Annotated in this window: 22 protein-coding genes; 11 read left to right on the forward strand and 11 right to left on the reverse strand. The window is 70.8% G+C overall.

Annotated features, from left to right (window positions below; genetic code table 11):
• A complete protein-coding gene (locus V5E28_RS18015) occupies window positions 1-2,073 on the reverse strand; it encodes a S9 family peptidase (RefSeq protein WP_336208082.1) in 2,073 nt (690 codons plus the stop codon).
• Window positions 2,074-2,118: 45 nt separating this feature from the next.
• Here V5E28_RS18015 and mshB point away from each other — a divergent pair, with 45 nt between their 5' ends.
• Genes mshB through V5E28_RS18030 form a run of 3 tightly spaced genes read left to right on the forward strand, consistent with a single transcriptional unit; the run spans window position 2,119 to window position 3,967 of the window.
• The gene (gene mshB / locus V5E28_RS18020) at window positions 2,119-3,024 is read left to right on the forward strand and encodes an N-acetyl-1-D-myo-inositol-2-amino-2-deoxy-alpha-D-glucopyranoside deacetylase (protein ID WP_336208083.1); all 906 of its coding nucleotides are present in this window, start codon (window positions 2,119-2,121) and stop codon (window positions 3,022-3,024) included.
• Between the two features lie 11 nt (window positions 3,025-3,035).
• Window positions 3,036-3,449 carry a DUF6113 family protein gene (locus V5E28_RS18025; RefSeq protein WP_336208084.1) on the forward strand — a complete coding sequence of 138 codons (414 nt, stop codon included), beginning with the start codon at window positions 3,036-3,038 and terminating at the stop codon, window positions 3,447-3,449.
• A gap of 17 nt (window positions 3,450-3,466) precedes the next feature.
• Window positions 3,467-3,967, forward strand: coding sequence for a flavin reductase family protein (locus V5E28_RS18030; protein WP_336208085.1), 501 nt, complete (start codon window positions 3,467-3,469; stop codon window positions 3,965-3,967).
• A gap of 60 nt (window positions 3,968-4,027) precedes the next feature.
• Here V5E28_RS18030 and V5E28_RS18035 read toward each other — a convergent pair whose 3' ends face one another.
• Window positions 4,028-4,957 carry a hypothetical protein gene (locus V5E28_RS18035; RefSeq protein WP_336208086.1) on the reverse strand — a complete coding sequence of 310 codons (930 nt, stop codon included), beginning with the start codon at window positions 4,955-4,957 and terminating at the stop codon, window positions 4,028-4,030.
• A gap of 75 nt (window positions 4,958-5,032) precedes the next feature.
• Between V5E28_RS18035 and V5E28_RS18040 the strand changes: the two genes are divergently transcribed.
• Window positions 5,033-5,452: a hypothetical protein gene (locus V5E28_RS18040; protein ID WP_336208087.1), complete on the forward strand. Its 420-nt coding sequence runs from the start codon at window positions 5,033-5,035 to the stop codon at window positions 5,450-5,452.
• A gap of 119 nt (window positions 5,453-5,571) precedes the next feature.
• Here V5E28_RS18040 and V5E28_RS18045 read toward each other — a convergent pair whose 3' ends face one another.
• The 8 genes from V5E28_RS18045 to V5E28_RS49550 form a co-directional block, all read right to left on the reverse strand.
• Window positions 5,572-8,082 carry a penicillin acylase family protein gene (locus tag V5E28_RS18045; protein ID WP_336208195.1) on the reverse strand — a complete coding sequence of 837 codons (2,511 nt, stop codon included), beginning with the start codon at window positions 8,080-8,082 and terminating at the stop codon, window positions 5,572-5,574.
• Between the two features lie 340 nt (window positions 8,083-8,422).
• On the reverse strand, window positions 8,423-9,790 hold the full coding sequence (gene cysS, locus V5E28_RS18050) for a cysteine--tRNA ligase (RefSeq protein ID WP_336208088.1): 1,368 nt from the start codon (window positions 9,788-9,790) through the stop codon (window positions 8,423-8,425).
• A 19-nt stretch (window positions 9,791-9,809) separates the two neighbouring features.
• Complete coding sequence (locus tag V5E28_RS18055) at window positions 9,810-11,654, reverse strand: sigma factor-like helix-turn-helix DNA-binding protein (RefSeq protein WP_336208089.1); 1,845 nt, start codon at window positions 11,652-11,654, stop codon at window positions 9,810-9,812.
• Window positions 11,655-11,702: 48 nt separating this feature from the next.
• Window positions 11,703-13,562, reverse strand: a complete 1,860-nt coding sequence (locus V5E28_RS18060) for a UvrD-helicase domain-containing protein (RefSeq protein ID WP_336208090.1) — start codon at window positions 13,560-13,562, stop codon at window positions 11,703-11,705.
• 5 nt (window positions 13,563-13,567) lie between these two features.
• Complete coding sequence (locus tag V5E28_RS18065; protein WP_336208091.1) at window positions 13,568-15,562, reverse strand: hypothetical protein; 1,995 nt, start codon at window positions 15,560-15,562, stop codon at window positions 13,568-13,570.
• 135 nt (window positions 15,563-15,697) lie between these two features.
• Window positions 15,698-16,474, reverse strand: a complete 777-nt coding sequence (locus V5E28_RS18070; protein WP_336208092.1) for a class I SAM-dependent methyltransferase — start codon at window positions 16,472-16,474, stop codon at window positions 15,698-15,700.
• 101 nt (window positions 16,475-16,575) lie between these two features.
• Complete coding sequence (locus tag V5E28_RS18075; RefSeq protein ID WP_336208093.1) at window positions 16,576-17,634, reverse strand: ABC transporter substrate-binding protein; 1,059 nt, start codon at window positions 17,632-17,634, stop codon at window positions 16,576-16,578.
• Between the two features lie 17 nt (window positions 17,635-17,651).
• Window positions 17,652-17,882: a putative acetyltransferase gene (locus tag V5E28_RS49550; RefSeq protein ID WP_442945829.1), complete on the reverse strand. Its 231-nt coding sequence runs from the start codon at window positions 17,880-17,882 to the stop codon at window positions 17,652-17,654.
• 115 nt (window positions 17,883-17,997) lie between these two features.
• Between V5E28_RS49550 and fdxA the strand changes: the two genes are divergently transcribed.
• From fdxA to V5E28_RS18095, 3 genes are all read left to right on the forward strand, one after another.
• A complete protein-coding gene (fdxA, locus tag V5E28_RS18085) occupies window positions 17,998-18,321 on the forward strand; it encodes a ferredoxin (protein ID WP_336208095.1) in 324 nt (107 codons plus the stop codon).
• A 77-nt stretch (window positions 18,322-18,398) separates the two neighbouring features.
• A complete protein-coding gene (dapC, locus tag V5E28_RS18090) occupies window positions 18,399-19,514 on the forward strand; it encodes a succinyldiaminopimelate transaminase (protein ID WP_442945830.1) in 1,116 nt (371 codons plus the stop codon).
• A 105-nt stretch (window positions 19,515-19,619) separates the two neighbouring features.
• Window positions 19,620-20,288, forward strand: a complete 669-nt coding sequence (locus tag V5E28_RS18095) for a DUF4178 domain-containing protein (RefSeq protein ID WP_336208097.1) — start codon at window positions 19,620-19,622, stop codon at window positions 20,286-20,288.
• Between the two features lie 9 nt (window positions 20,289-20,297).
• On the opposite strand, the gene V5E28_RS18100 is transcribed toward V5E28_RS18095, so the two are convergent.
• Window positions 20,298-21,122, reverse strand: coding sequence for a hypothetical protein (locus V5E28_RS18100; protein ID WP_336208098.1), 825 nt, complete (start codon window positions 21,120-21,122; stop codon window positions 20,298-20,300).
• Window positions 21,123-21,159: 37 nt separating this feature from the next.
• Between V5E28_RS18100 and V5E28_RS18105 the strand changes: the two genes are divergently transcribed.
• The 4 genes from V5E28_RS18105 (at window position 21,160) to V5E28_RS18120 (ending at window position 24,688) form a co-directional block, all read left to right on the forward strand.
• Window positions 21,160-21,993 carry a 2,3,4,5-tetrahydropyridine-2,6-dicarboxylate N-succinyltransferase gene (locus V5E28_RS18105; RefSeq protein WP_336208099.1) on the forward strand — a complete coding sequence of 278 codons (834 nt, stop codon included), beginning with the start codon at window positions 21,160-21,162 and terminating at the stop codon, window positions 21,991-21,993.
• On the forward strand, window positions 21,990-23,045 hold the full coding sequence (gene dapE / locus V5E28_RS18110) for a succinyl-diaminopimelate desuccinylase (RefSeq protein ID WP_336208196.1): 1,056 nt from the start codon (window positions 21,990-21,992) through the stop codon (window positions 23,043-23,045). Before V5E28_RS18105 ends, dapE begins: the two co-directional genes overlap by 4 nt.
• A gap of 249 nt (window positions 23,046-23,294) precedes the next feature.
• Window positions 23,295-24,092: a TIGR00730 family Rossman fold protein gene (locus V5E28_RS18115; RefSeq protein WP_336208100.1), complete on the forward strand. Its 798-nt coding sequence runs from the start codon at window positions 23,295-23,297 to the stop codon at window positions 24,090-24,092.
• 11 nt (window positions 24,093-24,103) lie between these two features.
• On the forward strand, window positions 24,104-24,688 hold the full coding sequence (locus V5E28_RS18120) for a TIGR00730 family Rossman fold protein (protein ID WP_336208101.1): 585 nt from the start codon (window positions 24,104-24,106) through the stop codon (window positions 24,686-24,688).
• The last annotated feature ends 2 nt before the right edge of the window (window positions 24,689-24,690 follow it).

Raw genomic sequence — 24,690 nt, forward strand, 5'->3', positions numbered from 1 at the left:
TCATCCCAGCACGTGCAGCGACCTCTTGAGGAACTCGACCTGGAGCAGCATCAGGTTCTCGGCGACGACCTCCTGCGGCGTCATGTGGGTGACGCCCGACAGCGGCAGCACACTGTGCTGGCGGCCCGCCGCGAGCAGGGCGGACGACAGGCGGAGCGTGTGGGCGGCGACCACGTTGTCGTCGGCCAGCCCGTGGATGAGCAGCAGCGGCCGGTCGAGCTTGGCCGCGTCGCCGAACAGCGAGGAGTTGTCGTAGACCTCGGGCTGCTCGTCGGGGTGGCCGAGGTAGCGCTCGGTGTAGCAGGTGTCGTAGAGCCGCCAGTCGGTCACCGGAGCCCCCGCCACGGCGGCGTGGAACACCTCGGGCCTGCGCAGCACCGCCAGCGCGGCCAGGAAGCCGCCGAACGACCAGCCGCGGATCGCCACCTTGGTCAGGTCGAGGTCGTCGGGATACTGCTCGGCCACGCCGTGCAGGGCGTCGACCTGGTCCTCCAGCGCGGGGGTGGCCAGGTCGCCGAGCACGGTGCGCTCGAAGTCCGGCCCTCTGCCCGGGGTGCCGCGCCCGTCGGCCACGATCACGGCGAAGCCCTGCTCGGCGAACCACTGGCTCTCCAGATAGCCCGCGCGCCGGTTGAGCACCCGCTGCGCGTGCGGACCCCCGTACGGGTCCATCAGTACCGGCAGCGGGCGCGAGCCGGGCTCGTGCCACGAGGGCAGCACCACGGCGGTGGCCAGCTCGCGACGGCCGGAACGGCCGAGCGAGACGCGCAGGTCGAGGCCGGGACGCTCGGCGAAGGAGGGGATCGGGATCGCCATGCCGTCGCGCCGTACCACTGTGGTGGCGACGCCTTCGACGTCGAGGCTCTGCTCGCTCAGCACGCCCACGCCGCCGGCCATCCGCCCGCTGAACACGCCGGACCTGGTGGAGACGGGCAGCAGCGAGTGGCCGTCCCAGGTCCACAGCTGGATCTCGGTGGGGTCGCCGCTCGCGCTGAACAGCACGCTGTCGTGGTCGACGTCGAGGACGGCGCGCACCTGCAGGGTGGGCGGGGTGACCGCGCGGTCGCCGACGAACAGGCGGTTCCCGCCGTCGGCGGAGGCCACCCAGACCAGGGAGCCGTCGTCGAGGTGCGCGGGCACGCCTCCGACGATGTCGACCCAGGCCGGGTCGGTGTCCTCGCGCACCAGCGTGGACCGCCCGGTCGCGGGATCCACCGTGAGCAGGCGCATCGCCTTCTGGTCGCGCGACAGCGTCACGATGGACAGCGCGTGGGAGTCCCAGGACGCGTTCGCCAGGTATTCGTGCTCGTACGGCACCACGACCCGGGACCCGTCGAGACCGAGGACGTACAGCTCGGTGACGGCGTTGGGCGTGCCCGCGGCAGGGTAGCGCTGGGCCGCGGCCGGCCGCTCGGGGTTGGCCGGATCGGCGATGTACCAGGTGCGGACCGGTGCCTCGTCCACCCGCTCCACCAGGAGCGCGTCGCTCGACGGCGACCACCAGTGGCCGCGCATCCGGTCCATCTCCTCGGCGGCGATGAACTCGGCCAGCCCGTAGGTGACCGTCGAGGACTCCGGTGTGGCCAGCACCCGGTTAGCGTCGGTGACCAGGTCACGCACGTGCAGGGCGCCGCCGGCGACGTAGGCGACATGTCGCCCGTCGGGGGAGATGCGGGGGTCGATGACCGCCCCCGCGGTCTCCAGCCTGCGCGTCCGGCCGTCGGGCAGCTCGGTGACGTAGAGGCTGCCGGACAGGGCGAAGGCGGCCCTGGTCACCGTGGAGTCCGTGGAGTAGGCGACCACGCCGCCGGCCTGCTCGCGGCTGCGCTCGCGCCTGGCGCGCTCCTCCGGCGGGAGCTCACCGTCGTCGCCGTCGAGCGTGCGCGGGTCGACGACCAGGCGCTCGACGTGCGTCTCGGTCTCGAGCTCCCAGAGGCAGGTCACCGGGTCGGTGCCAGCCTTGGTGCGCAGGAACACCACCCTCCCGCCGTCAGGCGAGATCGTGAAGCCCCTCGGCACTCCAAGGGTGAACCGGCGGGTCCTGGCCGACATACGCGGGAAGCTCTCACTCATGGGCCCAATCCTGCCAGCACGCAGGTGTTGGTTACGCTCGGGACCATGATTGACCGACGGCTGCTGCTCGTGCACGCCCACCCGGATGACGAGTCGATCGGCACCGGGGCGACCATGGCCCGCTACGTCGCCGAGGGCGCCCACGTCACCCTCGTGACCTGCACGCTGGGCGAGGAGGGAGAGATCATCCCCGGCGAGCTCGCGCACCTGGCCGCCGATCGGGACGACACGCTCGGGCGGCACCGCATCGGCGAGCTCGCCGCCGCCTGCACGGCGCTCGGCGTGGAGGACCACCGCTTCCTCGGCGCTCCCGGGCGCTGGCGCGACTCGGGCATGATGGGCGCCGCCTCCAACGACAGGCCCGACGCGTTCTGGCAGGCGGACCTGGACGAGGCGGCGGGGGAGCTGGTCAAGGTGATCCGCGAGGTGCGGCCCCAGGTGCTGGTCACCTATGACGACAACGGCCACTACGGACATCCCGATCACATCCAGGCCCATCGCGTCTCCCGGCGGGCGGCCGAGCTGGCCGCGGACAGCGGGTTCGGCGAGGGCGAGCCGTGGGTGATCGCGAAGTTCTACCACACGGCCAGCGCCAGGTCCGTGATGCGCCGTACGAACGAGGCTCTCGCCGAGACCGGCGTGGGCTTCATCGTCGAGAGCGTGGACGAGATGCCGTTCGGCAGCCCCGACGAGGCGATCACCACCGAGATCGACGCGCGCCCGTGGGTCGGGCACAAGGTGGAGGCCATGCGCGCGCACGCGACGCAGATCACCGTGAAGGAGCCGTGGTTCGCGCTGTCGAACAACATCGGCCAGGAGGTGCTGGGTGTGGAGCACTTCATCCTGGCCGGCGGGGTGCTCGGGCCCTCCGTGCCGGGTCCGCCGATGGAGGCCGGAGGGCTCGGCGAGCCGCACGACCGCGAGAACGATCTGTTCGCCGGGATCCACTAACCTCGTTCGACATGGAGCAACGCAGCCAGGCCGAGTCCGCCCTGGCGGGAGCCGCCTACGGCATGCTCTTCGTGCTGGGCGTCGTCATGGGCGTCGTGGGCGGGTTCACACAGGCGAGCTGGAAGGCCGGGCCGATCCCCGTCACGGCGATCATCTGGCTGCTCGCCCTGTTCGGCGTCTGCCTCGGCGCGGGGAAGATGATGCGCTCGCGCCTCGGCTCCGGCGTGACCGCGGCCGGGTGGGTCCTGGTGTCGATGGCGTTCTCGTTCGAGCTCGGCGCGGGGGATCTGGTCATCTCGGGGAATCCCGCAGGGTACGTCTATCTCTACGGGGGGATCGTGGCCGTGATCGCGGCCTTCCTGCTGTCGCCCTCATCAGGCGGTTCGTGGTTGCTGCACGGGCACCCGGAGAGCAGCCGGTCATAGCCGCATAAAGTAACTTCGTGCACCATGGATCTATAGAGCGGCACGTAGATCGGCAAACCTACCGTAAGGTCGTCGGCCGTTTCGCCACGGGCGTGGCGATCGTCACCACCCGGATCGGCGACATCGACCACGCCATGACGGTGAACTCGTTCACCTCCGTGTCGCTGCATCCCCTGCTCGTGCTCTTCTGCGCGGAGAAGGTGGCCCGCTTCCACGACGCCGTCCTGGAGGCCGGGGTGTGGGGGGTGTCGGTGCTGCCCGAGTCCATGGAGGACGCCTCACGGTTCTTCGCACACCGCGGCCGTCCGCTCAACGGGCAGCTCACCTCGTGGCCGCACCACCGCGGGGAGTCGGGAGTGGCCCTCTTCGACGCCGCGCTGGCGACCGTGGAATGCGGCACGCACGCGGTTCATCCGGGCGGGGATCATTCGATCATCGTGGGGGCGGTGACCGCTCTGGGAACGCCCGCCGAAGGCTCTCCGCTGATCTATCACGAAGGTCAGTACAGAAAACTGTAAAGGTGATTCAGTCTTCCGGCCCGGCGCCTGAAGGGAGACGCCGGGCCGGAAGAGGTCGCGTTACTGAACCGGGGGCTCAGGGTCGGGAGTCGTCGTTTCCGTGGGGATGTCGGTCGGCGTCTCGGTGGGAACGTCCGTCGGGGTCTCGGTCGGGGTGGGGCAGACGGGGATCTCCTCCGTCGGCACGTCCGTGGGGGTCTCGGTCGGCGGAGGGGTGTCCGTCGGCACGTCCGTCGGGGTCTCGGTCGGCGGAGGCGTGTCTGTCGGCACGTCCGTGGGCGTGACCGTCACGGTGGGTGTGTCCGACACCGTGGGCGACACCGTGGGCGGCACCGAGGGGGTCACCGTCGGAGGCTCTGTCGGGGGCTCCGACACGGTGGGCGTGTCCGACACCGTGGGAAGGTCCGTAGGCGTCGTGGGAACCGGCTGGCAGGTGAACGTCACCGTCGGCCCCGGCTCCGTGACGGTGACCGTGACCTCCTGTGTCACCGTCTCCGTGACCGTTTCGGCCGGCGGGGGCGGCTCGGTGACCGTGACCGTCGCCGTGGGCGTGGCCGTCACCGTCTGCGTCGGCCCGGGGAGGGGCGTGACCCTGATCCGGGGCTTGCCGCGCAGCTTGTACGTGCCCTTGCCGATCTTCTTCTGGATCTGACCCGCGCCTGTGGTCACCGGAAGCTGAGCGCTGGCGGTCTTGCAGGACTTGCTCTTGCAGGCTCGCTGCTTGACGCTGAATCTTGCGGCTCCGTCGTAGGCGATGGAGACGTCCAGGTAGGAGATGCCCTTCTTCTTGACGATCTTCGTCTTCGCGGTGTAACGCCCGTTGGTGGGGGTCGGAGTGGGGGCTGAGACGGCGCGTAACGCCATCTGCGCACCGGAAGGAGATTCGGTGAGACGTAGGGGATCGGTCGCTGATGTCTGGGTGATCGCGATTCCGCCGGCTCCAGCCAGAGCTGCAGTGCCGAGCAGCGCGCCCAGGATTGTGAATCTCATAATCCTGCTCTTGTGGGAGATTTCAGGACGCAGATCATTATTCCGATTTGTCAAGATTGGTCAAGACTGAGACGCATGAACAGGCGACACCGGTTCCGGCGGGTGGTCAATTACCTCAACCTCACCACTCCGCTAGGCCTGCTGATCTCCATCGTCGGCGGCGCATCCAGGCAGCCCGGACCCGACGGGCTCGTGCTCGCCTGCGGTTACCGCTTCCGCTTCCCCGTCGCCGGCGCGTTCACCGTCGGCAACGTCGTCCTGACCAGGCGCGACTCGCTCGACGAGCGGTTGCTGAGACATGAGAGCAGACACGCGACCCAGTGGGCCTGCTGCGTGGGCCTGCCCATGCTCCCGCTGTACCTGCTGTCGATGCTGGTCTCGGTCGTGGTGTGCGGCGACCAGGCCTCCTACAACCCCTTCGAGCGCCTGGCGAACCTGGACGACGGCGGCTACCCGCGCGCGTCACCGCGCTGGCGCAGGCGCGCGGGCGCCTGACCGCCTTTCCGAGTCGTTACTGCGTGAGGCTTTGACGTGCCTCACGTCGGCGGCGATCATCTCAGCACGCAGTGTTTCCCAGGTGAGAGAGCCCGGAGCCGAGCTGCTCCGGGCCCCGGTCACGGGGTGAGGCGGAGGGTGTGGACGGCGGCCTTCCTGACGGAGTCGGCGTCCGAACGCATCGGCAACAGCTCACCCTTGGCCCACAGCGGCGCCTGGTCCCAGTAGTTGTCGTGGAAGGCGTGGCCGGAGGCGCCGGTCAGGTTGATCCACTGCGACTTGTCCAGGTCACCGAGGTCCACGATCATCCGCATCGATGGCACGGTGGTGACCGAGTAGTCCTTCTGGACGTTCCAGCCGATGGCGTTGACCGCGTCCTTGCCGCCCGGCGCCTCGATCGGGCCGCGGTTGAACAGGGGCTCGATCGGCGTGATCCCCGACGTGCCGAGCGAGCCGTGGGTGAGCGTGAGCCGGTGCAGCTCGCCCCACCGCCACGCCGTGACGTCGCCGCCGAGCAGGCCGGAGACCTCCTGGTAGGCCGAGGCCATGGCCTGGCGCAGGATGTCGTCGCGGCGTTCGACGAGCTCCTTGGTCGCGGTGTCGTCCCAGAAAGGGTCGTCGGGGGAGTCGAGCAGCCGCCCGACGACCTCGTACCAGCGGTCGCCGCCGCTCGGCCGGGCGTCCTCGGGCAACTCGTCGTGGAAGGTCAGCTCCAGCAGGTGGCGCCAGACCGCGTTGAAGTACGCCGCGGGGGCCGAGTCGACGCCCTGGGAGCCGTCCCAGTCGTCGAGCAGCTTCCTTGCCTCGACGCTCGGGCCGGCCAGGTCCACCTCCATCAGCGCCGGGACCAGCCTCGGCGCGAACCTGTTGCCGGTGTCCTGCTGGACACGCGACATGGTGGCGGCGTCCACCTTGCCCGTGGCGATCTCCTGGTTGAGCCGGTCCACGATGCGCTGGGAGCGGTAGCCGTACGCCCAGTCCTTCGTCAGCAGCGGCCGGTAGCGCTGGGGGTCGATGACGGAGTTGTTGGCGGTGACGATGTACCCGTCGGCCGGGTTCTGCACCGACGGGAGCTGGTCGTACGGGATGGGGGCGGTCTTCCAGTCGTACTCGCCCGTCCAGCCGGGGACCGGCACGGTGCCGTCGCCCTTGGCGCGCACCGGGATGCGGCCGGGGGCCTGATAGCCGATGGTGCCGGCGGTGTCGGCGTAGACCAGGTTCTGGGCGGGCACGTCGAACAGGGCGGCGGCGGCGCGGAACTCGTGCCAGTCGCCGGCCTCGTTCAGCGCGAAGATCGCGTCGACGGTCCTGCCGGGGGTCAGCGCCGTCCACGACAGGGCCACGGCGTCGGCCTCGCCGCTCGGCTCGGCGCCGCTCATGACGCCGTCGACCAGCGGCCCGTGCCGGGTGGCGCGGACGGTGAGCGTGACGGTCCGTCCGCCCGCGACCTTGATCTGCTCCTGCCGCGTCTCCAGCTCGACCTGCCGACCCTGGTAGAGGTAGGTGTCGCCGGTGACCTTCTCCAGGAACAGGTCGGCCACGTCGGGGCCCAGGTTGGTGAACCCCCAGGCGATCTTGTCCGTGTGCCCGATGACCACGCCCGGCACGCCCGAGAAGGAGAAGCCGGTCACGTCGTACGTGCACGCCTCGGTCTTCTTGCGGCAGTGCAGGCCGACCTGATACCAGACGGACGGCATCTGCGCGGACAGGTGCGGGTCGTTGGCCAGCAGCGGTTTGCCGCTGGCCGTGTGCTCACCCGACACCACCCACGAGTTGGAGCCGATGCCGTCCCGGTCCACGCCGGCCATCGTGCCGGGCACCGCGTCGAACGTCGCGGCGGCCCCGGCGAGCGCGGCCGCTCCGGTGCGGGCGGTGCGGGCGCCTGTCCTGCGCCGCGGCTCGGCCTGCTGGTCGAAGCGCTCCTTGGTGATGGTGCCCTGGGTGACGATCACGGCGTGCTTGTCGTACGGGTAGCCGGGGTAGAGCTGCGCCACCCGGTCCGGTGGCAGCTTGGTGAGCGCCAGCGCGCGGTCGATCTCGTCTTCGAGGTTGGAGCGCAGATCCCAGGCCATGGCCTTGAGCCAGGCGACGGAGTCGAGCGCGGTCCACGGCTCGGGCGTGTAGCCGCCGTTCTGCACCTTGAGCACGGAGTATTCGAGGCTGCGGTCGGAGGCGTTGGGGTTGGCCGCCAGCCAGGAGTTCACGCCCTTGGCGTAGGAGTCGAGGTAGCGCCTGGTCCGGTCGGTCAGGTCGGGCAGCTCCTGCTCGGCGACCTTGCGCCAGCCCATGGTCCTGATGGCCTTGTCGTTGTCCAGCGTCGCCGCGCCGAACAGCTCCGACAGGCGGCCCGAGGTCACGTGCCGCCGGAAGTCCATCTCCCAGAACCGGTCCTGGGCATGGACGAAGCCCTGGGCCAGGAACAGGTCTTCGGAGGTGTCTGCGTAGATGTGCGGGATCCCCGACTTATCCCGATAAACCTCTACATTTCCGGTTAAGCCCGGAAGGCGCAGCGTCCCCTCCAGTTGCGGGAACGACTGCCTGACCGTGTAGGCGACGACCGCGGAGAGCACCAGTGCCAGCACCAGGAGGATGGTCAGAATCCGCAGTAACCAGCGCAGTGGCCAGGGCATCCACGCATACGGCCTCAACCTCACGAATACCTCCATCTCCCCAGGCTGTCCTAAGTCTGGCAGCCCTCGCCCACTCCTCCCGCCGCCGTTACGCGTGGTCCCGGCCCCTGTGCGGCGAGACATCTCGCAACTCCGTTGCAACCCAAGATCTGCCTATCGTGCGTACGGCGCGTATCCGTCCACACCCCCGCACCAGGACGGCGCCACCGGGCGGACGGCCCCTGCCATGCCGTCCGCCCACCCCCACGAACGATCTTGCTCACTATAGTTGATCATGAACGGCGGCATGGTCGCGCCAGAGCGCCCGCCGTCCGTGCGCGACGGCGGGCAGAGGCCCCGATCAGGACCAGGCCTGGCCCTCGGGCGTGTCCGTCACCTTGACGCCGAGTGCCGCGAGCTCGTCGCGCAGGCGGTCGGCCGCGGACCAGTCATGGGCCTGCCTGGCGCGATCCCGCTCCTGCAGGAGCTCGGCCGCTCCGGGCGGGAGCACGGCCGGAGCCTTGCCGATCTCGGAGGACAACTCGAGGGCGAGCACCTGGTCCAGGTGCAGGAACGACTCGAACTTGGCCCCCGGCGCCACGGACTCGTCGCGCTCCAGCTCGCGCAGGACGCGCAGCGCCGTCGGAGTGTCGAGGTCGTCGTCGAAGGCGGCCTCGGTGCGCTCCACGTAGCCGGCGGCCATCGGGGCGCTGGGCGACTCCGACCACTCCGCGACGCGGGCGCGCCAGCGGCGCAGGGTGCGGTCGGCGGCGCGCAGGGTGTCCCAGGTGAGGTTCATCTGATGGCGGTAGCGGTGCTCCAGGAAGGCCAGCCGCACCGCCAGCGGGTCGAGCCCGGCGTCGGCCACGTCGGAGAGCAGCACCACGTTGCCGGTGGACTTGGCCATCTTGCGGCCGTCGAAGAGCAGGTGCTCGCCGTGCACCCAGTGTCTGACGACCTCGTGGCCGGCCGCCGAGTCGGACTGGGCGCGCTCGTCCTCGTGGTGGGGGAACCGCAGGTCGATGCCGCCCGTGTGGATGTCGATGCGCTCGCCGAGGAAGCGCAGCGACATGGCGGAGCACTCGACGTGCCAGCCGGGAAAGCCGCGGCCCCACGGAGTGTCCCAGGTCAGCTCGCCTTCGGCCGGCTTCCACAGGGCCCAGTCGGCGTGGAAGCGCTTGCGGGGGTCGATGGCGTTGATGCGGTGCGCGGGCTTCAGTGCGTCCAGCCGATTTCCCGAAATTTCGCCGTAACTGGGGAAGGTTCGGGCGTCGAAGAAGACCGAGCCGTCCGGGACCGTGTACGCGTGCCCCTGCTCGATCAGCTTGGCGATGAGCTCGACCATCAGGTCGATCGTCTCGCTGGCGCGCGGGGTGTGCTCGGGCGGCCGCAGGTTGAGTGCCGAGGTGTCGGCCCTGAACGCGTCCTCGTAGTGGCGGGCCAGCTCGGCGGGCGAGCGCCCCTCGGCCTGCGCCTGCCGGCGGACCTTGTCCTCGCCGCTGTCGGCGTCGTCCACCAGGTGACCCACGTCGGTGATGTTCTGGCAGACGACCATGCGCACCCGCTGCCGCTCCAGCACCCTGCGGATCAGGTCGGACAGCAGGTAGGAGCGGAGATTGCCGACGTGCGCGTGCCGGTAGACGGTCGGCCCGCAGGTGTACATGCGCAGCGCGCGGGCGGGCTCGATGGACTCGACCTGTCTGGTGCGCGTGTCGTAGATCCGCAACATCCTTCGAGCCTAGCCGGATTCAGCCGCCCAGGTAGCCGAGGATGTCCCGGTCACCGCGCTCGCGCAGCCGGGCGAACACCTCCTCGCGGGTGGCCGTCTCCGGCAGCCCGATGCGGGCGCCGATGAGCCGCAGGCCCTCCGCCTCCGAGGTGACGGGCGCGGTGTAGCCGATGAGGTAGAGCGCCCGGTTCAGCGGCGGCATCGCGGTGGCCGCGCCGGGCAGGTAGCGGGTCAGCAGCTCGCCGCCGTCCGACACGGTGAGGAAGACGTGGTCGCCCTCGCCAGCCTTGAAGTCGGCGAGCACGTTGCGGATCGAGCCCATCGTGGGCTGGTTGTGCCAGCTGATCACCACGTCGCCGGACGACGTCGAGGCGGTGAGCTGCCCGCCCGGCGCCATCCCGAGGTAGGCCGCGAACCCGGTGGGCAGCGGCGAGCCGGAGCCGCGCAGGTGCTCGGCGTTCACGTCCACCCGGTGCCACCAGCGCCCGTCGCGGCTGCGGAAGCTGCGCCGGGTCTCCGAGACGTCCTTGCGCGGCTGGTAGGGCTCGGCCTCGCCGGTGGGGGAGGTGCCCGCCACGCGGATCCAGCCGCGCTGGGTCCGCTCGAACCCGGGCCCGCCCGAGTAGGCGCGCACCGAGCTCTCGCTCACGTCGTAGCGCGAGGTGAGGCTCGACACGATGGTGCTGACCGAGGCCTCGCCGCCGGCCCGCTCGATCTCCCTGGCGATCATCTCCCTGATCCCCAGATACTCGTCGCCGCCCCAGCGGGTCAGGCCGTACTTGTTCCTGTCCACCCGGCGGAAGCGCTCGTCGGCGGTGAGCTGGTTGCGGATGCCGACCAGGCTGTAGTCCTCGCCGATGCGCTCCTGGATCTCCTCCGGCGCCATGGGCCGCCCGGAGACGGACAGCACCGCCTCCGCCTTCTCGTTGATGCTGCGCGGCCACGGCACCACGTGCTGGTCGAGCACCCGGAGCAGAGGCACGGCGAGGATCCACCGCTCCGCCACGTCCTCGCGGACGCCGAGCTGGGCGACCATGGCCACGGCCTCGGCCAGCGGCCGGGGCCCGTCGGCGAACAGCTGGCGGGTCTTCTCCCGCAGCTCGTCCGCGCCGCCCGCCACCAGCCAGCCGTCGGCCTGCTCGTAGCCGGTCAGCAGGGTGCGCACGAACCTCCAGACGGGGATGCCCAGCGTGCGCAGCTCGCCACGGTGCCAGGGCACGGCCGCCGCCAGGTCGTCCGCCGGCACGGCCGAGCCGAGCCGGCCGCGCAGCCAGGTGACGTGCGCGACGAGCGCGACCGCCTCCGGGCCGCCCAGCCAGGCCTCGACATGGTCACGCAGGTCCCGCTCGATCTGCCTGATGCGTTCCCTGGTCACCGAGAAGCGCTGGGCCAGCTCGTCCAGCGTGACCCGGTTGACCGCGTACAGCCTGTCCCTGGCGATCGCCCGCTGGCGCTCGTCCAGGGCCGCGAACACGGCGTCGATCAGCTCGGGCAGTGGCCGGTCCGGTCTGGCGGGCACGGGGACGGCCGCGGAGGCGGGTTCGAGCAGCCGGTCGAACACGCCGCCGAACAGCTTCTGCACCACGTCCTTGCCGAGCATCTCCGGCGTCCGCTCGGCCTCGGCGGGGTCGGAGAAGCGCAGCAACGGCAGGATGTCGCCCAGCAGCAGGTGTCCCCAGTGGGCCACGGCGAGGTCGGCGAGCCGGCCCGCCACGGTCTGCGTTCCGACGATGGCGCACACGCGGTCGAGCGGGATCGCCTGCCACCATGCCTCGGGCAGCTGGGGCTCGTCCGCGATCGGCGCGATCTGACCAGGGGAGGTCCAGCGCAGGGGTGGCGCGAGGTCGCTCAGGCTGAGGTTCATTGGGGTCCAACCGGCAAAGGGTAGATATCCGCAGTTCAGACTATGTGATCAGAAGGACAGAAATGGGCTTCCTCTCCCTGAATGCGATATATAGAGCATCGAACGGGCCCGCGTACAGGCCACGAACAGCATGCTTCGCTCGCGTTGCAGAGCTCTGGCACGGGCGCCGGGATCGTCGGGAGGATGCTCCGGCACGACCCCCTCGGCCACCCCGATGAGGGCCACCCGGTCGAACTCCAGGCCCTTGAGATCGCGGAACGTCGACACCCGCACCGGCACGTCACGCAGCACCCGCTTGGCCTCGCGCACGAGCCGCCGGTTACGGGCGCCCACGGCGATCCGGTCCGCGGGCACGCCCTCGTCCAGCCAGGCCGCGATCGTGGTCTCCAGCCCGGCGAGCTCCGCCTCGGGCGTGTCGTAGGCCCGCAGCACCGGCCGCCGCCCGGCGCTCGCGCCGCGGAAGCCGTACATCGCCGACATGCCCTTGACGAGCCCGTCGGCGGGACCGCCGCCGCGCAGCCTGACCGCGAACGTCACCAGCTCCTGCGACAGCCGGTGGGAGAGCTTCAGCGTGTGCTGCACCGCCGGGATGCCCACCGCGCCCAGCGCCACGTGCGTGTCGGTGACCCGCTGGTGCGGGTCGCCGACGATGAACAGGTCGTCGTGCGTACGCGGCACCGCGGCGCGCAGCAGCCGCCACAGCGCCGGGCTGACGTCCTGCGCCTCGTCCACCACGACGTGCCGGTACGGCTTGCGCCCCGGCTCCACGTCGTCGAGCAGGTCGCCGGTGGTCCTCGACAGCAGGATGAGGGCCTCGTCGATGAGCTCGTCCATGGTCCGCGCGCCCGGCCCGACCAGCGCGGGGCGGCGTCCCTCGGCCTGGGCCACGATGCGCATGGCCAGCCGTTCGGGGTTGTCCACCTCGACCCGCTTGCGCACAACCTCGTCCTGGACGAGCAGGTCCAGCCTGGACGACAGCTCGTCGGCCAGCCCCTGCGAGAACGTCACCAGCAGCACCGGCCCGCTGCCGTGCGCGGCCAGGTGAGCGGCCCGGTGCAGGGCCACGAGGGTCTTGCCCGTCCCGGCCCCGCCGACCACCAGCACCGGGTGCTCGTAGCGGGCGGCCCGGGCCAGCCGGTGCTGCGGCGGATGCAGGAACGTGCACCAGTCGGGCGCCGTCAGCACCTGCTCCAGCTCCACCTTGTCGGCGGCGAACGCCGCGCGGTCCGGGCTGCGCAGCAGCGCCGCGTACAGGTCATCGGGGTCGATCGGCTCCTCGCCGGACTCGCCCTCGTCCCTGTCGCCGGATCTGGCGTCGGCCCTGTCGAGGGCCCGGCAGCCGTCCAGCTCCCGCCAGGCCTCGGTGAGCGTGCCGCCTCTGGCCAGCACCGCGAGCGGCAGGTGCTGCGTCGGCGGCAGCAGCGGTTCGAGCGCCTCCACGTCGGCCTCGGTGGTGATGAGGCGCACCAGGGACAGCACGTGCACGTCGATGCCGAGCGCCATCAGATCGCCATCGCAGATCGGGTCGAACAACCTCGAGTCACCCGCCGAGCGGCGCAGTGCGGGTTCGACCCGCTCCAGCGCCTCCGCGTCCCACTCCTCGACGACGCCGATCACCGAGTTGATCCCGTAGCGGTGCCGGGCGGCGTACGCCCACGCCTCCGGGTCGGGCAGCACGGTGAGCAGCCAGTAGACGTCCCGCTGGCGAACCACCACCCCGCGCATGCCCTCGGCCAGGCGCAGGGTCGCCACCCGTGGATCCCTGCCGCCTCTTACCCGCTCGGGATGCGGGGCGCCCGCCACGTTCAACAGGAAGCGCCGCAGCGCGACCATGGCGTCCCTGCGCACCGGCTGGGCCAGTGCGCTGAGCTCCCTGGGGAACTCCGGGCCGATCGCGAGCCGCGGCACGGCTCTCAGTCCAGCAGGGCGAGCAGGTCGCGGTCCCCGCGCTCGCGGAGCCTGGTGAGCAGATCGGGCAGGCCCACCGGACCGGTCAGGCCGATCCTGGTGGCGATCACCCTGGCGGCCTGGTCCCGCGTCCCGCCCGGCGCCGTGTAGCCGACCAGCCGCAGCGCCTTGGTGATCTTCTCGGCGCCCTGCGCGGCGACCGGCAGGTGCCTGGCCCGCAGCACGCCCTCGTCCGAGAGCGTGAGGAACAGGTGGCCGCCCTTCTTGGCTCCGACGTCGGCGAGCAGCCGCTCGATCGTCTCCAGCACCGGCCTGCCGTGCCAGGTCATGGTCAGCTCACCGGCCGCGCTCCTGACGGTCCTGCTCTCCCCGGGCGACAGCCCCAGGTAGGCGGCGAACCCGGTGGGCAGCGCGCACTCGCTCCCGGCGAGCTGCTCGGCCGTGACGTCGATGCGCAGCCACCACCGCCCGTCCGGCTGGCGGAAGCAGCGCCTGGTCTGTGCGACGTCCTTCAGCGGCTGGTACGGCTTGCCGGCCTGCTCGCCCGACGACCCGTTGCCCTCACCTGTCGGCATGGCCGGCGCGAACGCCTGGAACTGCGACGGCACCGGATCCGGCGGCATGAACCCCGGCGGCAGCGACCCCGCCTGCGCGGGCATCGGCACCGGCCCCAGCGGCATGGCCGGCGCGAAGGCGGCCTGCGCCGGCTCCTCCGGCCTCGCCTCGACCTGCTCCGGCGGGGGAGCGTGCGGCCCGGGCGGCAGCGTCGCGAGCACGAACTGCCAGGCGGGCACCTCCAGCGCGCGGATCTCCCTGGCGTGCCAGTCGGCCGCGCTGATCAGCCGTTCCTTGGGCGCGGTCGTGCCTATCGTCTTGCGCAGCTCGTCCAGGTGCGCCCGGTACGGGGCGGCCTCCTCGCTGGCCAGCCAGTCGTCGAGCCTGGCCCACAGCCGAGCCTCGGTCGCGGAGATCTCGGCGGGCGGCACGGCGAACAGCTTGGCGAGCTGGTCCACCGCCGACGGCTCGTCGGTGAACACCCGGTTCTGCGCCACGGCCCAGCTCTTGTCGTCCAGCCCGGAGAAGGCGGCCTCGATGAGCTCGGGCAGCTCCCGCCCCTCGTCCTGAGGCTCGTCCTGAGGCTCGGCCTGCGGCTCGTCCTGAGGCTCGTCCTGGGGTTCGGCCTCCAGCTGCGCCTCAAGCTCGGCCGCCTTTTCGGCGGCGGGCTCGGCGGCGGGCTCGGGAGCGGGCTCGTCGGCGGCGTCGAGCACGGGTTCGGCCGGGGCCTCGGGGGCGGGCTCGGGCTCGGCCGCATCGGAGATCGGCTCGTCGTCCGCGTGGAGCACCGCCGGCTCGTCCTCCTCGCCGGCCTCCTCGCCGTGCTGCGCGACCTGCTCCTGCGGCTCGTCCTCGGACTCCTCGTCCAGGGTCGCCTCGCCGCGCTCCTCAGGCTCGTCGTGCTCTCTGTGCTCCTCGTGAGCCTCGTGAGCCTCCTGAGCGAGCGGCGCGACGGCCGGCTCGGCGACCGGGGCCTCCTCAGCCGCCTCCACAGGCGGCGCGGAGGGCTCGGCGACGGGCGGCTGCGCCGGGTGTGCGGGAGCGACCGAGAGCCGCACCAGAGCGGCCGAGAACAGCGTGTTCAGCACCGGACGGGCCTGGATGAACGGCTGGTCGACCAGCTCCCTGCTGGTGAGGGCCAGCAGCCCAGGCCACGAGCCGGCCCGGTCGAGCGCGATCGCCACGTGCGGCTCGTCCGCCTCGTCGGGATCCAGCATGTGCAGCGCCGGGAGCACGTCGCCCACGGCGGCGGCGGGCCAGTGCTCGAGCGCGATCTCGGTGAGCAGCCCGCCGAGCGATTCGGGGCCGATGGCCGCCAGCACGCGCGGCATGGGCAGGCTCCGCCACCAGGACTCGGGCAGGTCCGGCTGCCCGGTGAGCAGCGTGATCGTGGACGCGTCGCTCCACCTCAACGGTGGTACGAGGTCGCTCAGGCAGAAGTTCATCCCGTTCCGTTCACCAGCCCCTCACACCGCCGTTTCGCCGCGGGCTCTTCAACGTCGTCTTGCGATGCCATCATCTCGCGCCCACGGAACAGACCATAGTCCGGCAAAACAGCCCTACGCATCATGCACTACGCATCAGCGCCGAACGGCCGCAAACCGTAGACGCACGTAATCGGCCATCCAGCCGGTCTCCCGGCGCAGCGCCGGCGCGGCCAACTCGTTCACCCGCTGGAGCAGGGGGTCGACGATGTCCGGTGGCAGCCCTTCGAGCGCCGAGGCGGCGAACACGCGCACCCAGTCGGCGGCCCCGGCGGGGCACTCGTCAAGCGGCGTGGGCCGGTCGAAGTACTCCAGCAGCCGCAGGACGAAACCCTCCCGCTCCAGCCGCCGGGCGTACTCGGCGGGCGTGGGGAAGTACCAGGGGAGTTCGGGCTCGCGCAGGCCGTACTCCCGCCAGGCGGTCAGCATCGCGGCGGTCAGCTCGGCGCAGTTGCCGGCCCCGCCCATCTCGGCGACGAAGCGCCCGCCGGGCGCGAGCGCCTCGCGCACGCTGGCGATGACGGCGGCGGGGTCGCGGCTCATCCAGTGCAGCGCGGCGTTGGAGAAGACCGCGTCGTACGGCCGGGCCACGGTGAAGTCGTGGCCGTCGCCGACGATGAAGTTGATGCCCGGATACTGCGCCAGAGCCTTTTCGATCATGCCGGTGGAGCCGTCGATGCCCAGCACCTCCGCGCCGCGGAAGGCGATCTGCGCGGTCAGCACGCCGGTCCCGCAGCCGAGGTCGAGGACGCGCTCGCCAGGCTGCGGGTCGAGCAGGTCCACCAGCGGCGCGCCCTGCGTGGAGACGTAGCCGAAGCTGCTGTCGTAGGCGCGACTGTTCCACCGCTCCAAGCTCGGTGTGTCGTATCGCAAGACGATCAGCTCTCATTCGTCAGACATCGGGCCCCCGTGGCCGTGCTGTCCGTTCACTTTAGAGCCAGATTGTCTCTGCGACATATCAAGTCACACTGGACTCACCCCACGCTTCGCGCCCACTCCTTCTTCAGGTAGGACCTCGCGGCGTCGGTCTGCGGGATCGTCAGCAGCACGGGAGGCCCGGGGACGGCGGGGAGCCTGGCCGCCTGCTCGGTGTCGAGCGTGCCGCGCATGATCATGGCCTCGCCGCGCGCCGGGCGGGCGTAGCCCTTCTGGAGCAGGTTCTGGCCCTCGTCGGAGAAGAGGAACTCCTGCCAGAGCCGGGCGGCGGCCGGATGCGGCGCGTCCTTGCTGATCGCCTGCACGTGGTAGGCGCCGAGCGGCGCGCCACGCGGGATCGTCACCTTCCAGGATTCGGAGTCCTGGGCGCTGCGGGCGGCGTTGAGGTGGTCCCAGTTGACGATCACGTTGGCCTTGGCGGGGTCGGTCAGCTGCCCGGCCTTCTTCAGCCTGCCGAACAGCTCCACGCCGTACCGCGGCTGCGGAGTCCCGTTCTGCAGGGACGCGGCCATGACACCGCCGAAGGCCGCCGCCGAGCGCAGCGGGTCGCCGTCCAGCGCGACCTTGTACTCGGGCTTGGCGAGATCGGCGAAGGAGGCGGGCGCGGGCACGGCGCGCGGGTCGTATCCGATGGACATGTAGCCGCCGTAGGCGGCGTACCAGCCGCCCGACGGGTCCTTGATGTGGTCGGGCAGATCCTGCCAGCCCCGCACCCGGTAGGGGGCGAACTTGCCGGCCGAGGCCACGGCCACGTCCAGAGTCAGGTCGAACACGTCCGGCTTGAGCTGCGCGGCGGCATCGATCGAGCGGCGGCTGCTGGCGTTCGGCTCCAGCTCCTTGACCTCGATGCCGTACTTGTCGGCGAAGGTCTCGATGATCTCGCCGTAGTTCACCCAGTCATGGGGCAGCGCGATCACGGTGAGCGCGCCCTCCTGCTTGGCGGCCTGGGCGAGCCGCTCCAGGGTGCCGAAGCCCTCCTTCATGGAGGAGGCCTTGACGTTGACGGGCTTACCGGGTTGGGCGGGCACCGGAGGCGACGCGCCGCATCCGGCGCTGACGAGGATGGCTGTTACGGCTGCGCAGGTACGTACGGTCACACAATGAATACTTACCGTTACTTCCGCCCAGGTCGAGGAGGCGCGGCCGGAACGACCCGCCCGGCCACCAGCGTCTCTTCGGCGATCTCCACGACGGTGCCGTCACGCTTGCGGACGCTGAGCACGCCGCCCTCCCAGGACTCGAGTGTTCCCACGGCGTCGCTGAACCCGCCGGGCACCCTCCTGCGCGTGGTGATCCGTGCCCCTACGTCCGTTGCTGAGATAGTGATCACGAGGCGAGCGGCCACGAGTTTGCCACCCTCCGTTCCGGCCAGTTGGCAAGCACGGCAATACTAGGGCTTAGCAAACCGCGGTCAGAGTCATACCCATGTGCGGAATGGTGCGGAGAAGAAGGAGCTCGAGGTGACCTACGTCATCGCGCAGCCTTGCGTGGACGTCCTGGACAAGGCGTGCATCGAGGAATGCCCCGTCGATTGCATCTACGAGGGCGAGCGCATGCTTTACATCCACCCCGACGAGTGCGTGGACTGCGGCGCGTGTGAGCCTGTGTGCCCGGTCGAGGCGATCTTCTACGAGGACGACCTTCCCGAGCAGTGGAAGGAGTTCTACAAGGCCAACGTGGACTTCTTCGAGGACCTGGGGTCGCCCGGTGGAGCCTCGAAGGTCGGCAAGATCGAAAAGGACCACCCGGTCGTGGCCGTCCTGCCGCCGCAGGGCGAGGCGTAACCGGCCGCCTTGCGGCGCGGTTCACCCGCGGGCACAGCGCCCGCGGGACGGTCCGCGCCGCCTGCCCGTGATCGTGCATGCCGGTTCCCTCCGCGGCGCGTCCACCGAAACCCTGGAGAACCGTGAACAACCTGCCTGACTTCCCCTGGGATCGGCTGGACCCGTACAAAGAGCTCGCCCGCGCCCACCCCGGCGGCATCGTCGACCTGTCGGTCGGCACCCCCGTCGACCCGGTGCCGGAGCTCGTCCAGGACGCTCTCGTCCAGGCGGCCAACAGCCCTGGTTACCCCTTCACGCACGGCACCAAGGCGCTGCGCGAGGCCGCCGCGGGCTGGCTGCTCCGCAGGCACGGCGTCAGCGTCGGCCAGCAGGACGTGCTGCCGCTGATCGGCTCCAAGGAGTTCGTCGCCTGGCTGCCCACCTACCTCGGCGCCAAGCGGGTGGTCTTCCCCGAGCTGGCCTACCCCACCTACGACGTGGGCGCCCGCCTGGCCGGAGCCGCCGGCACGGCCGCCGACGGCCTGCTCGCGCTCGGCCCGCAGCACGTGGACCTGGTCTGGGTGAACTCTCCCGGCAACCCCACCGGCAAGGTGCTGCCCGCCGAGCACCTGCGCAAGGTCGTCGCCTGGGCCCGCGAGCGTGGCGCGGTCGTCGCCTCCGACGAGTGCTACATCGAGCTCGGCTGGGAGGAGCGGCCCGTCTCGATCCTGCACCCGGACGTCTGCGAGGGCTCGCACGACAACCTGCTCGCGGTCCACTCGCTGTCCAAGCGCTCCAACCTGGCCGGATACCGCGCCGCGTTCGTGACCGGTGACCCCGTCCTGGTCAAGCGGTTGCTGGAGACCCGCAAGCACGCCGGCATGCTCATGCCCGACCCGGTGCAGGCCGCGATGACGGCGGCACTCGGCGACGATCGGCACGCCGACGAGCAGCGCGAGCGCTACGCCGCCCGCCGCGCCGCCCTCCGGCCCGCGCTGGAGCGGGCGGGCTGGCGTATTGACCATTCGACGGCGGGCCTGTATTTCTGGGCGTCCAACGGGCAGAGTTCGTGGGACCAGGTAAGAAAACTTTCCGAAATCGGAATTCTGGTCGCGCCCGGTGAATTCTACGGACCAGCAGGTGGGCGGCACATCCGCGTCGCGCTGACGGCGACCGACGAACGCGTCGATGCGGCAGTGCGCCGGCTCCAGTAGTATCGCCCCTCAAGCGCCCGTCCTTTGGGGAGGACGAGGTCGCGGGCAGCACAAATAGATAAAGGGCGTTTGCCGAGGCGAACCGCGAGTGGAGCGAGCCGAACGATGAGCATGACCTCCATGGTCGTTCTCGGGCTGAGCATCGCCACCGTCCTCCTCCTCTTGGGGGCCTTCCTGGCCACATTGCGCCAGGACAGGAAGGGCCGGACGGCCGAGCAGCCGGTCGAGGTCGCTCCCATCGAGACCCCGTTACCGGCGCCGGTCAGCCTGCCCGGGCATGCCGGCTCCGACTACGCCGACCCGCGCACCATCAAGGTGGGCGACAGGATCGAGGTGCACGGGTCGCCGTCCCGCGTGCTCGGCGCCATGCACATCTCCTGGCAGGGTCAGCAGTGGGTCGAATTCCGGCTGCGCGACAGCGCCCGCCGCGTGCAGTGGCTGTCCGTGGAAGTGCGCAAGGGCCTGGCCGAAGGTGATCAGTCGCATCTCGAGGTGCTGCTGTGGACCGACGTGCCCACCCAGGGCATGGTCCCGGCGCGGAGCATGCTGATCATGGAGGGCGTGGAGTTCTTCCCGCTGGATCGGGGCACGGCCGCCTTCCGGTCCGAAGGCAGCACCGGCGCTCCCGACAGGGGCCTGCTCGACTTCGCCGACTACCGCGCCACCGACGGGCGGCTGCTCTCCTTCGAACGGATCCAGGGCAGTTCCTGGACCGCCGCCTACGCCCAGCCCCTGGCGCCCGGCTCGATCAGCATCGTCAGCCGCGCTTCCTGACCGGACGCGCTAGGCCAGCTCGACCTCCCCGGCGCCCGCCTTGCCACCCTGCTGCCAGCCCTTCTGGCGTAGGTCGTTGGACCAGGTGGCGCCGCTGTAGGCCACCCGGCGCAGGTCGTACTTCTGGGCGTGGGCCACCGACCAGGCGGCGACCAGCCAGCCGCGCCTGGCGCTGGTGATGGACGTGCTGCCGAGCGCCCGGGAGAGCTGGCGGCGGGCCTCGCCGGTCTTCGGGCGGGGGGCGGCGCTCTGGGTGCCTCCGTCGGGCGGATACCAGCAGTGCAGGGCCTTGGGGACACGCCCGGTGAACGCCGCCGCGAGGATCTTGGCCTCCTCCTCGTGCGGGCCGTAGGCGTAGCCGGCGGCCGAGCGCTGCACCGCCTGGGCCGCCTCCGCCACCGGAAGCTTGCGGTAGCCCTTGACCTTGACCAGGGCGGCGAAGAACTTGTTGGTGGCGTAAACGGGGTCCATGAGCTGCTTCTTCTTGCCCCAGCCCTGGGACTCGCGCTGCTGGAACACGCCGACCGAGTCGCGGTCGCCGTAATCGACGTTGTAGAGCTTCGACTCCTGCAGAGCCGTCGCGTAGGCGATCACCACGGCGCGCTCGGGCAGCTTGCGGCGCGCCGCGACCGCCGCGATCGTGGCCGAGACCTGCGCCTGCTCGATGTCCAGGTGACGGTCGCCCAGGGAGGTGCGCACGTTGCAGTAGGCCTCGGGCGGGGCCAGCGGTTGGACCCGCTTGAGCAATTGGTAGAGCCCGAAGGAGATGCCCACCGCGAGGACGAGGACGATGACCGCGATGGTGATGACTCCCCGGGAGAAGCGCAGGCGCACGCTGAAAAACCTACCCGGCCAGATAGGCTCCGTGGCCATGAGCGACGTGAGCACCCTGTCACCGATGCCCGCGGTGATAGACGCGCTGTGGGAGCGCCGTGCCGAGTTGTCACCCCTCGACGCCGAGGCGCGCAACGCCGTCGTAGCCGCCGTGGACCTGCTCGACAGAGGCAAGGCCCGTGTCGCCCGGCTGTCCGGTGGCGAGGTGGTCGTCGACGAGCGGGCCAAGCGGGCGATCCTGCTGAGCTTCAAGGTGCTCGGCATGGCCAGGTCACAGGTGGGCGACTTCCAGCACCACGACAGGGTTCCGCTCAAGAACACCTTCGACGGGGTCCGGGTGGTGCCCGGCGCGATCGCGCGCTGGGGCTCCTACCTGGCGCCGGGCGTGGTGCTGATGCCGTCGTTCACCAACATCGGTGCCCACGTCGACGCCGGCACCATGGTCGACACCTGGGCCACGGTCGGGTCGTGCGCGCAGATCGGCAGGGACGTCCACCTGTCCGGCGGCGCGGGCATCGGCGGCGTGCTGGAGCCGCCGAGCGCGGTGCCGGTCGTGGTGGAGGACGAGGCGCTGATCGGCAGCCGGGCGATGATCGTGGAGGGGGCGCGGGTGGGACGCGGGGCAGTGGTCGGCGCCGGCACCATCCTGTCGGCGTCCATGCCGGTCGTCGACGTGCGGACCGGCGAGGAGCTGGGCCGTGGCCGGATCCCCGACTGGTGTGTCGCGGTGGGCGGCACCCGCCAGAAGGAATTCCCCGGCGGCACTTTCGGGCTGCCCTGCGTGCTGGTGCTCAGACGCCTGGAGCCGGGGCAGCGCCACGACAAGGCAGCGCTCAACGAGGTGCTGCGCGAACACGGAGTGAATACCTGATGGACCTGACCCAGGATGTGCGCGCGCTGACCGCGGCCATCGTCGACATCGAGTCGGTGAGCGGCGCCGAGCAGGCGCTGGCCGACCAGGTCGAGCGGGCGCTGTCCGCCCTGCCGCACCTGAAGGTGGACAGGTCGGGGCAGACCGTCGTCGCCCGCACCGAGCTCGGGCGGGGCGAGCGGGTGCTGATCGCCGGGCACCTCGACACGGTCCCCGTCGCCGCCAACCTGCCCAGCCGCCTCGAGGGCGATCTCCTGTACGGCTGCGGCACCTCCGACATGAAGGCCGGAGTGGCGGTCGCGCTCAAGCTGGCGGCCACCGTGCCCGCCCCCAACCGCGACGTCACGTACGTCTTCTACGACTGCGAGGAGATCGAGGCGGAGCGCAACGGGCTGACGAGGGTCGCCCGCGACCACCCCGCCTGGCTGAGCGCCGACTTCGCGGTGCTGATGGAGCCCACCGACGGGGAGATCGAGGGCGGCTGCCAGGGGACGCTGCGCGCCGAGATCACCGTGCGGGGCAAGCGGTCCCACAGCGCGAGATCGTGGTTCGGCGTCAACGCCGTCCACGGCATCCAGCCGGTGCTGGCCAGGCTCAACTCCTACCAGGCGCGGCTGCCGGTCGTCGACGGGCTGGAGTACCACGAGGGTCTCAACGCGGTCGGGGTGCGCGGTGGGGTCGCCGGCAACGTGATCCCCGACGAGTGCGTGGTCACGGTCAACTACCGCTTCGCCCCCGACCTGTCGATCGAGCAGGCCCAGCACCATGTGCGGGAGGTCTTCGACGGCTACGAGGTCGGCTTCGTGGACGCGGCGCCCGGCGCGCGGCCGGGGCTCACCCACCCGGTGGCGGCGGCGTTCGCCACCGCCGTCGGCGGGACCCCGCGTGCCAAGCTGGGCTGGACGGATGTGGCCCGCTTCTCGGCGCTGGGCGTGCCGGCGGTCAACTACGGTCCCGGAGACCCGAACCTGGCCCACCAGCAGGGCGAATACGTGTCGCTGACGAAGATCGTGGAATGCGAGCGGGCGATGCTGGCCTGGCTCGCGACATGACGGAAGCCCGGACAACGTGAAAGTGGCTCTCCTCGCCGGCCATTTGGCGGGGAGAGCCACTTTCAGTCCCGAGCAGCACCCTCGCCGGTTAGACGCAGGCTCGGCGAAATTCGGTTCCAGGTTTCCCGGGAAGTTTTTCAAGATTCTTCTGGACGACGCCCGGGAACGGCCCCGACCCAGGTAGACGTGGGTACGGGCAGGCCGGACGGGCCGTCCAGGAACCATCTTCGAAGGGTTAGCGTGATCCATATGAAATCAAACCGCGCCGAAAGGCGCCAGGGGCAGGCCGTGCTCCGGGGCAAGCTGGTGAGCGACTCCACCCACGACCAGCGCCTGCTGGCCCGGCAGGGCCCGGCCGACTGGGTGCACATGGACCCGTGGCGGGTGCTGCGCATCCAGGCGGAGTTCGTGGAGGGCTTCGGGCAGCTCGCCGAGCTGCCGAGAGCGGTCACCGTGTTCGGCTCGGCCAGGACGCCGAACGACTCGCCCGACTACGAGATGGGCCGCGCGCTCGGCACCGCACTGGCCCAGGCCGGCTACGCCGTCATCACCGGAGGCGGTCCGGGCGTCATGGAGGCGGCCAACCGCGGGGCCACCGAGGTCGAGGGCGGCGTGTCGGTCGGGCTCGGCATCGAGCTGCCCTTCGAGCAGCGCATGAACGACTACGTGGACCTCGGCATCGAGTTCCGCTACTTCTTCGTCCGCAAGACCATGTTCGTGAAGTACTCCTGTGGCTTCATCGCCCTGCCCGGCGGCTTCGGCACGCTCGACGAGCTGTTCGAGGCGCTCACGCTGGTGCAGACCCGCAAGGTCACCTCGTTCCCCGTGGTGCTGCTGGGCACCGAGTTCTGGGGCGGCCTGCTGGACTGGATCAAGAGCAGCCTGCTCGGCACCGGCAAGATCGCACCCCAGGACCTCGACCTGATCACGGTGACCGACGACGTGGACGAGGCCGTGCGCATCATCGTGGACGCCGACAGGGCCAGGTCCACGGTGGACGAGGAAGAACAGGAGGCCGTCGAAGTCCAGGTGGCCGAGCCGCAATAGGCTGGCTCTCCGTGAACATCTGCGTCTTCTGCTCCTCCAGCCAGCACATCGACGACAAATATCTCCGCCTGGCGGAAGAGGTCGGCACCGAGCTCGCCCGGCGTGGCCACACCCTGGTGAGCGGCGGCGCCACCGTCTCCTGCATGGGCGCCGTCACCACGGCCGCGCGCGCCGCCGGCGGCCACACGGTCGGCGTGATCCCCCAGGTGCTCGTCGACATCGAGGTCGCGGACAGGGACTCCGACGAGCTGATCGTCACGGCCGACATGCGCGAGCGCAAAGGCGTCATGGACGCCCGCTCCGACGCCTTCCTGGTCCTGCCGGGCGGCATCGGCACCCTTGAGGAGCTCTTCGAGATCTGGACGGCCAGGGTCCTCGGCATCCACGACCGCCCGCTGGTGGTCCTCGACCCGTGGGGTCTCTACCAGTCGCTCAAGGACCTGGTCTCCGGCATGTACGACGCCGGTTTCACCCGGGCGAACGTCTTCGACGCCATCTCCTGGACCACCACCGTTCCGGAGGCGTTCGACCACTTGGCGGGCCGTACCCAGCCCGTGCGGCCCAGCGTCGAGGAGCTCGGGGAGGCGGCGGGCTGAGA

Origin of the sequence: Nonomuraea sp. LPB2021202275-12-8 (assembly GCF_037044575.1) — a bacterium.
In the GTDB taxonomy this organism is placed as follows: Bacteria; Actinomycetota; Actinomycetes; order Streptosporangiales; family Streptosporangiaceae; genus Nonomuraea.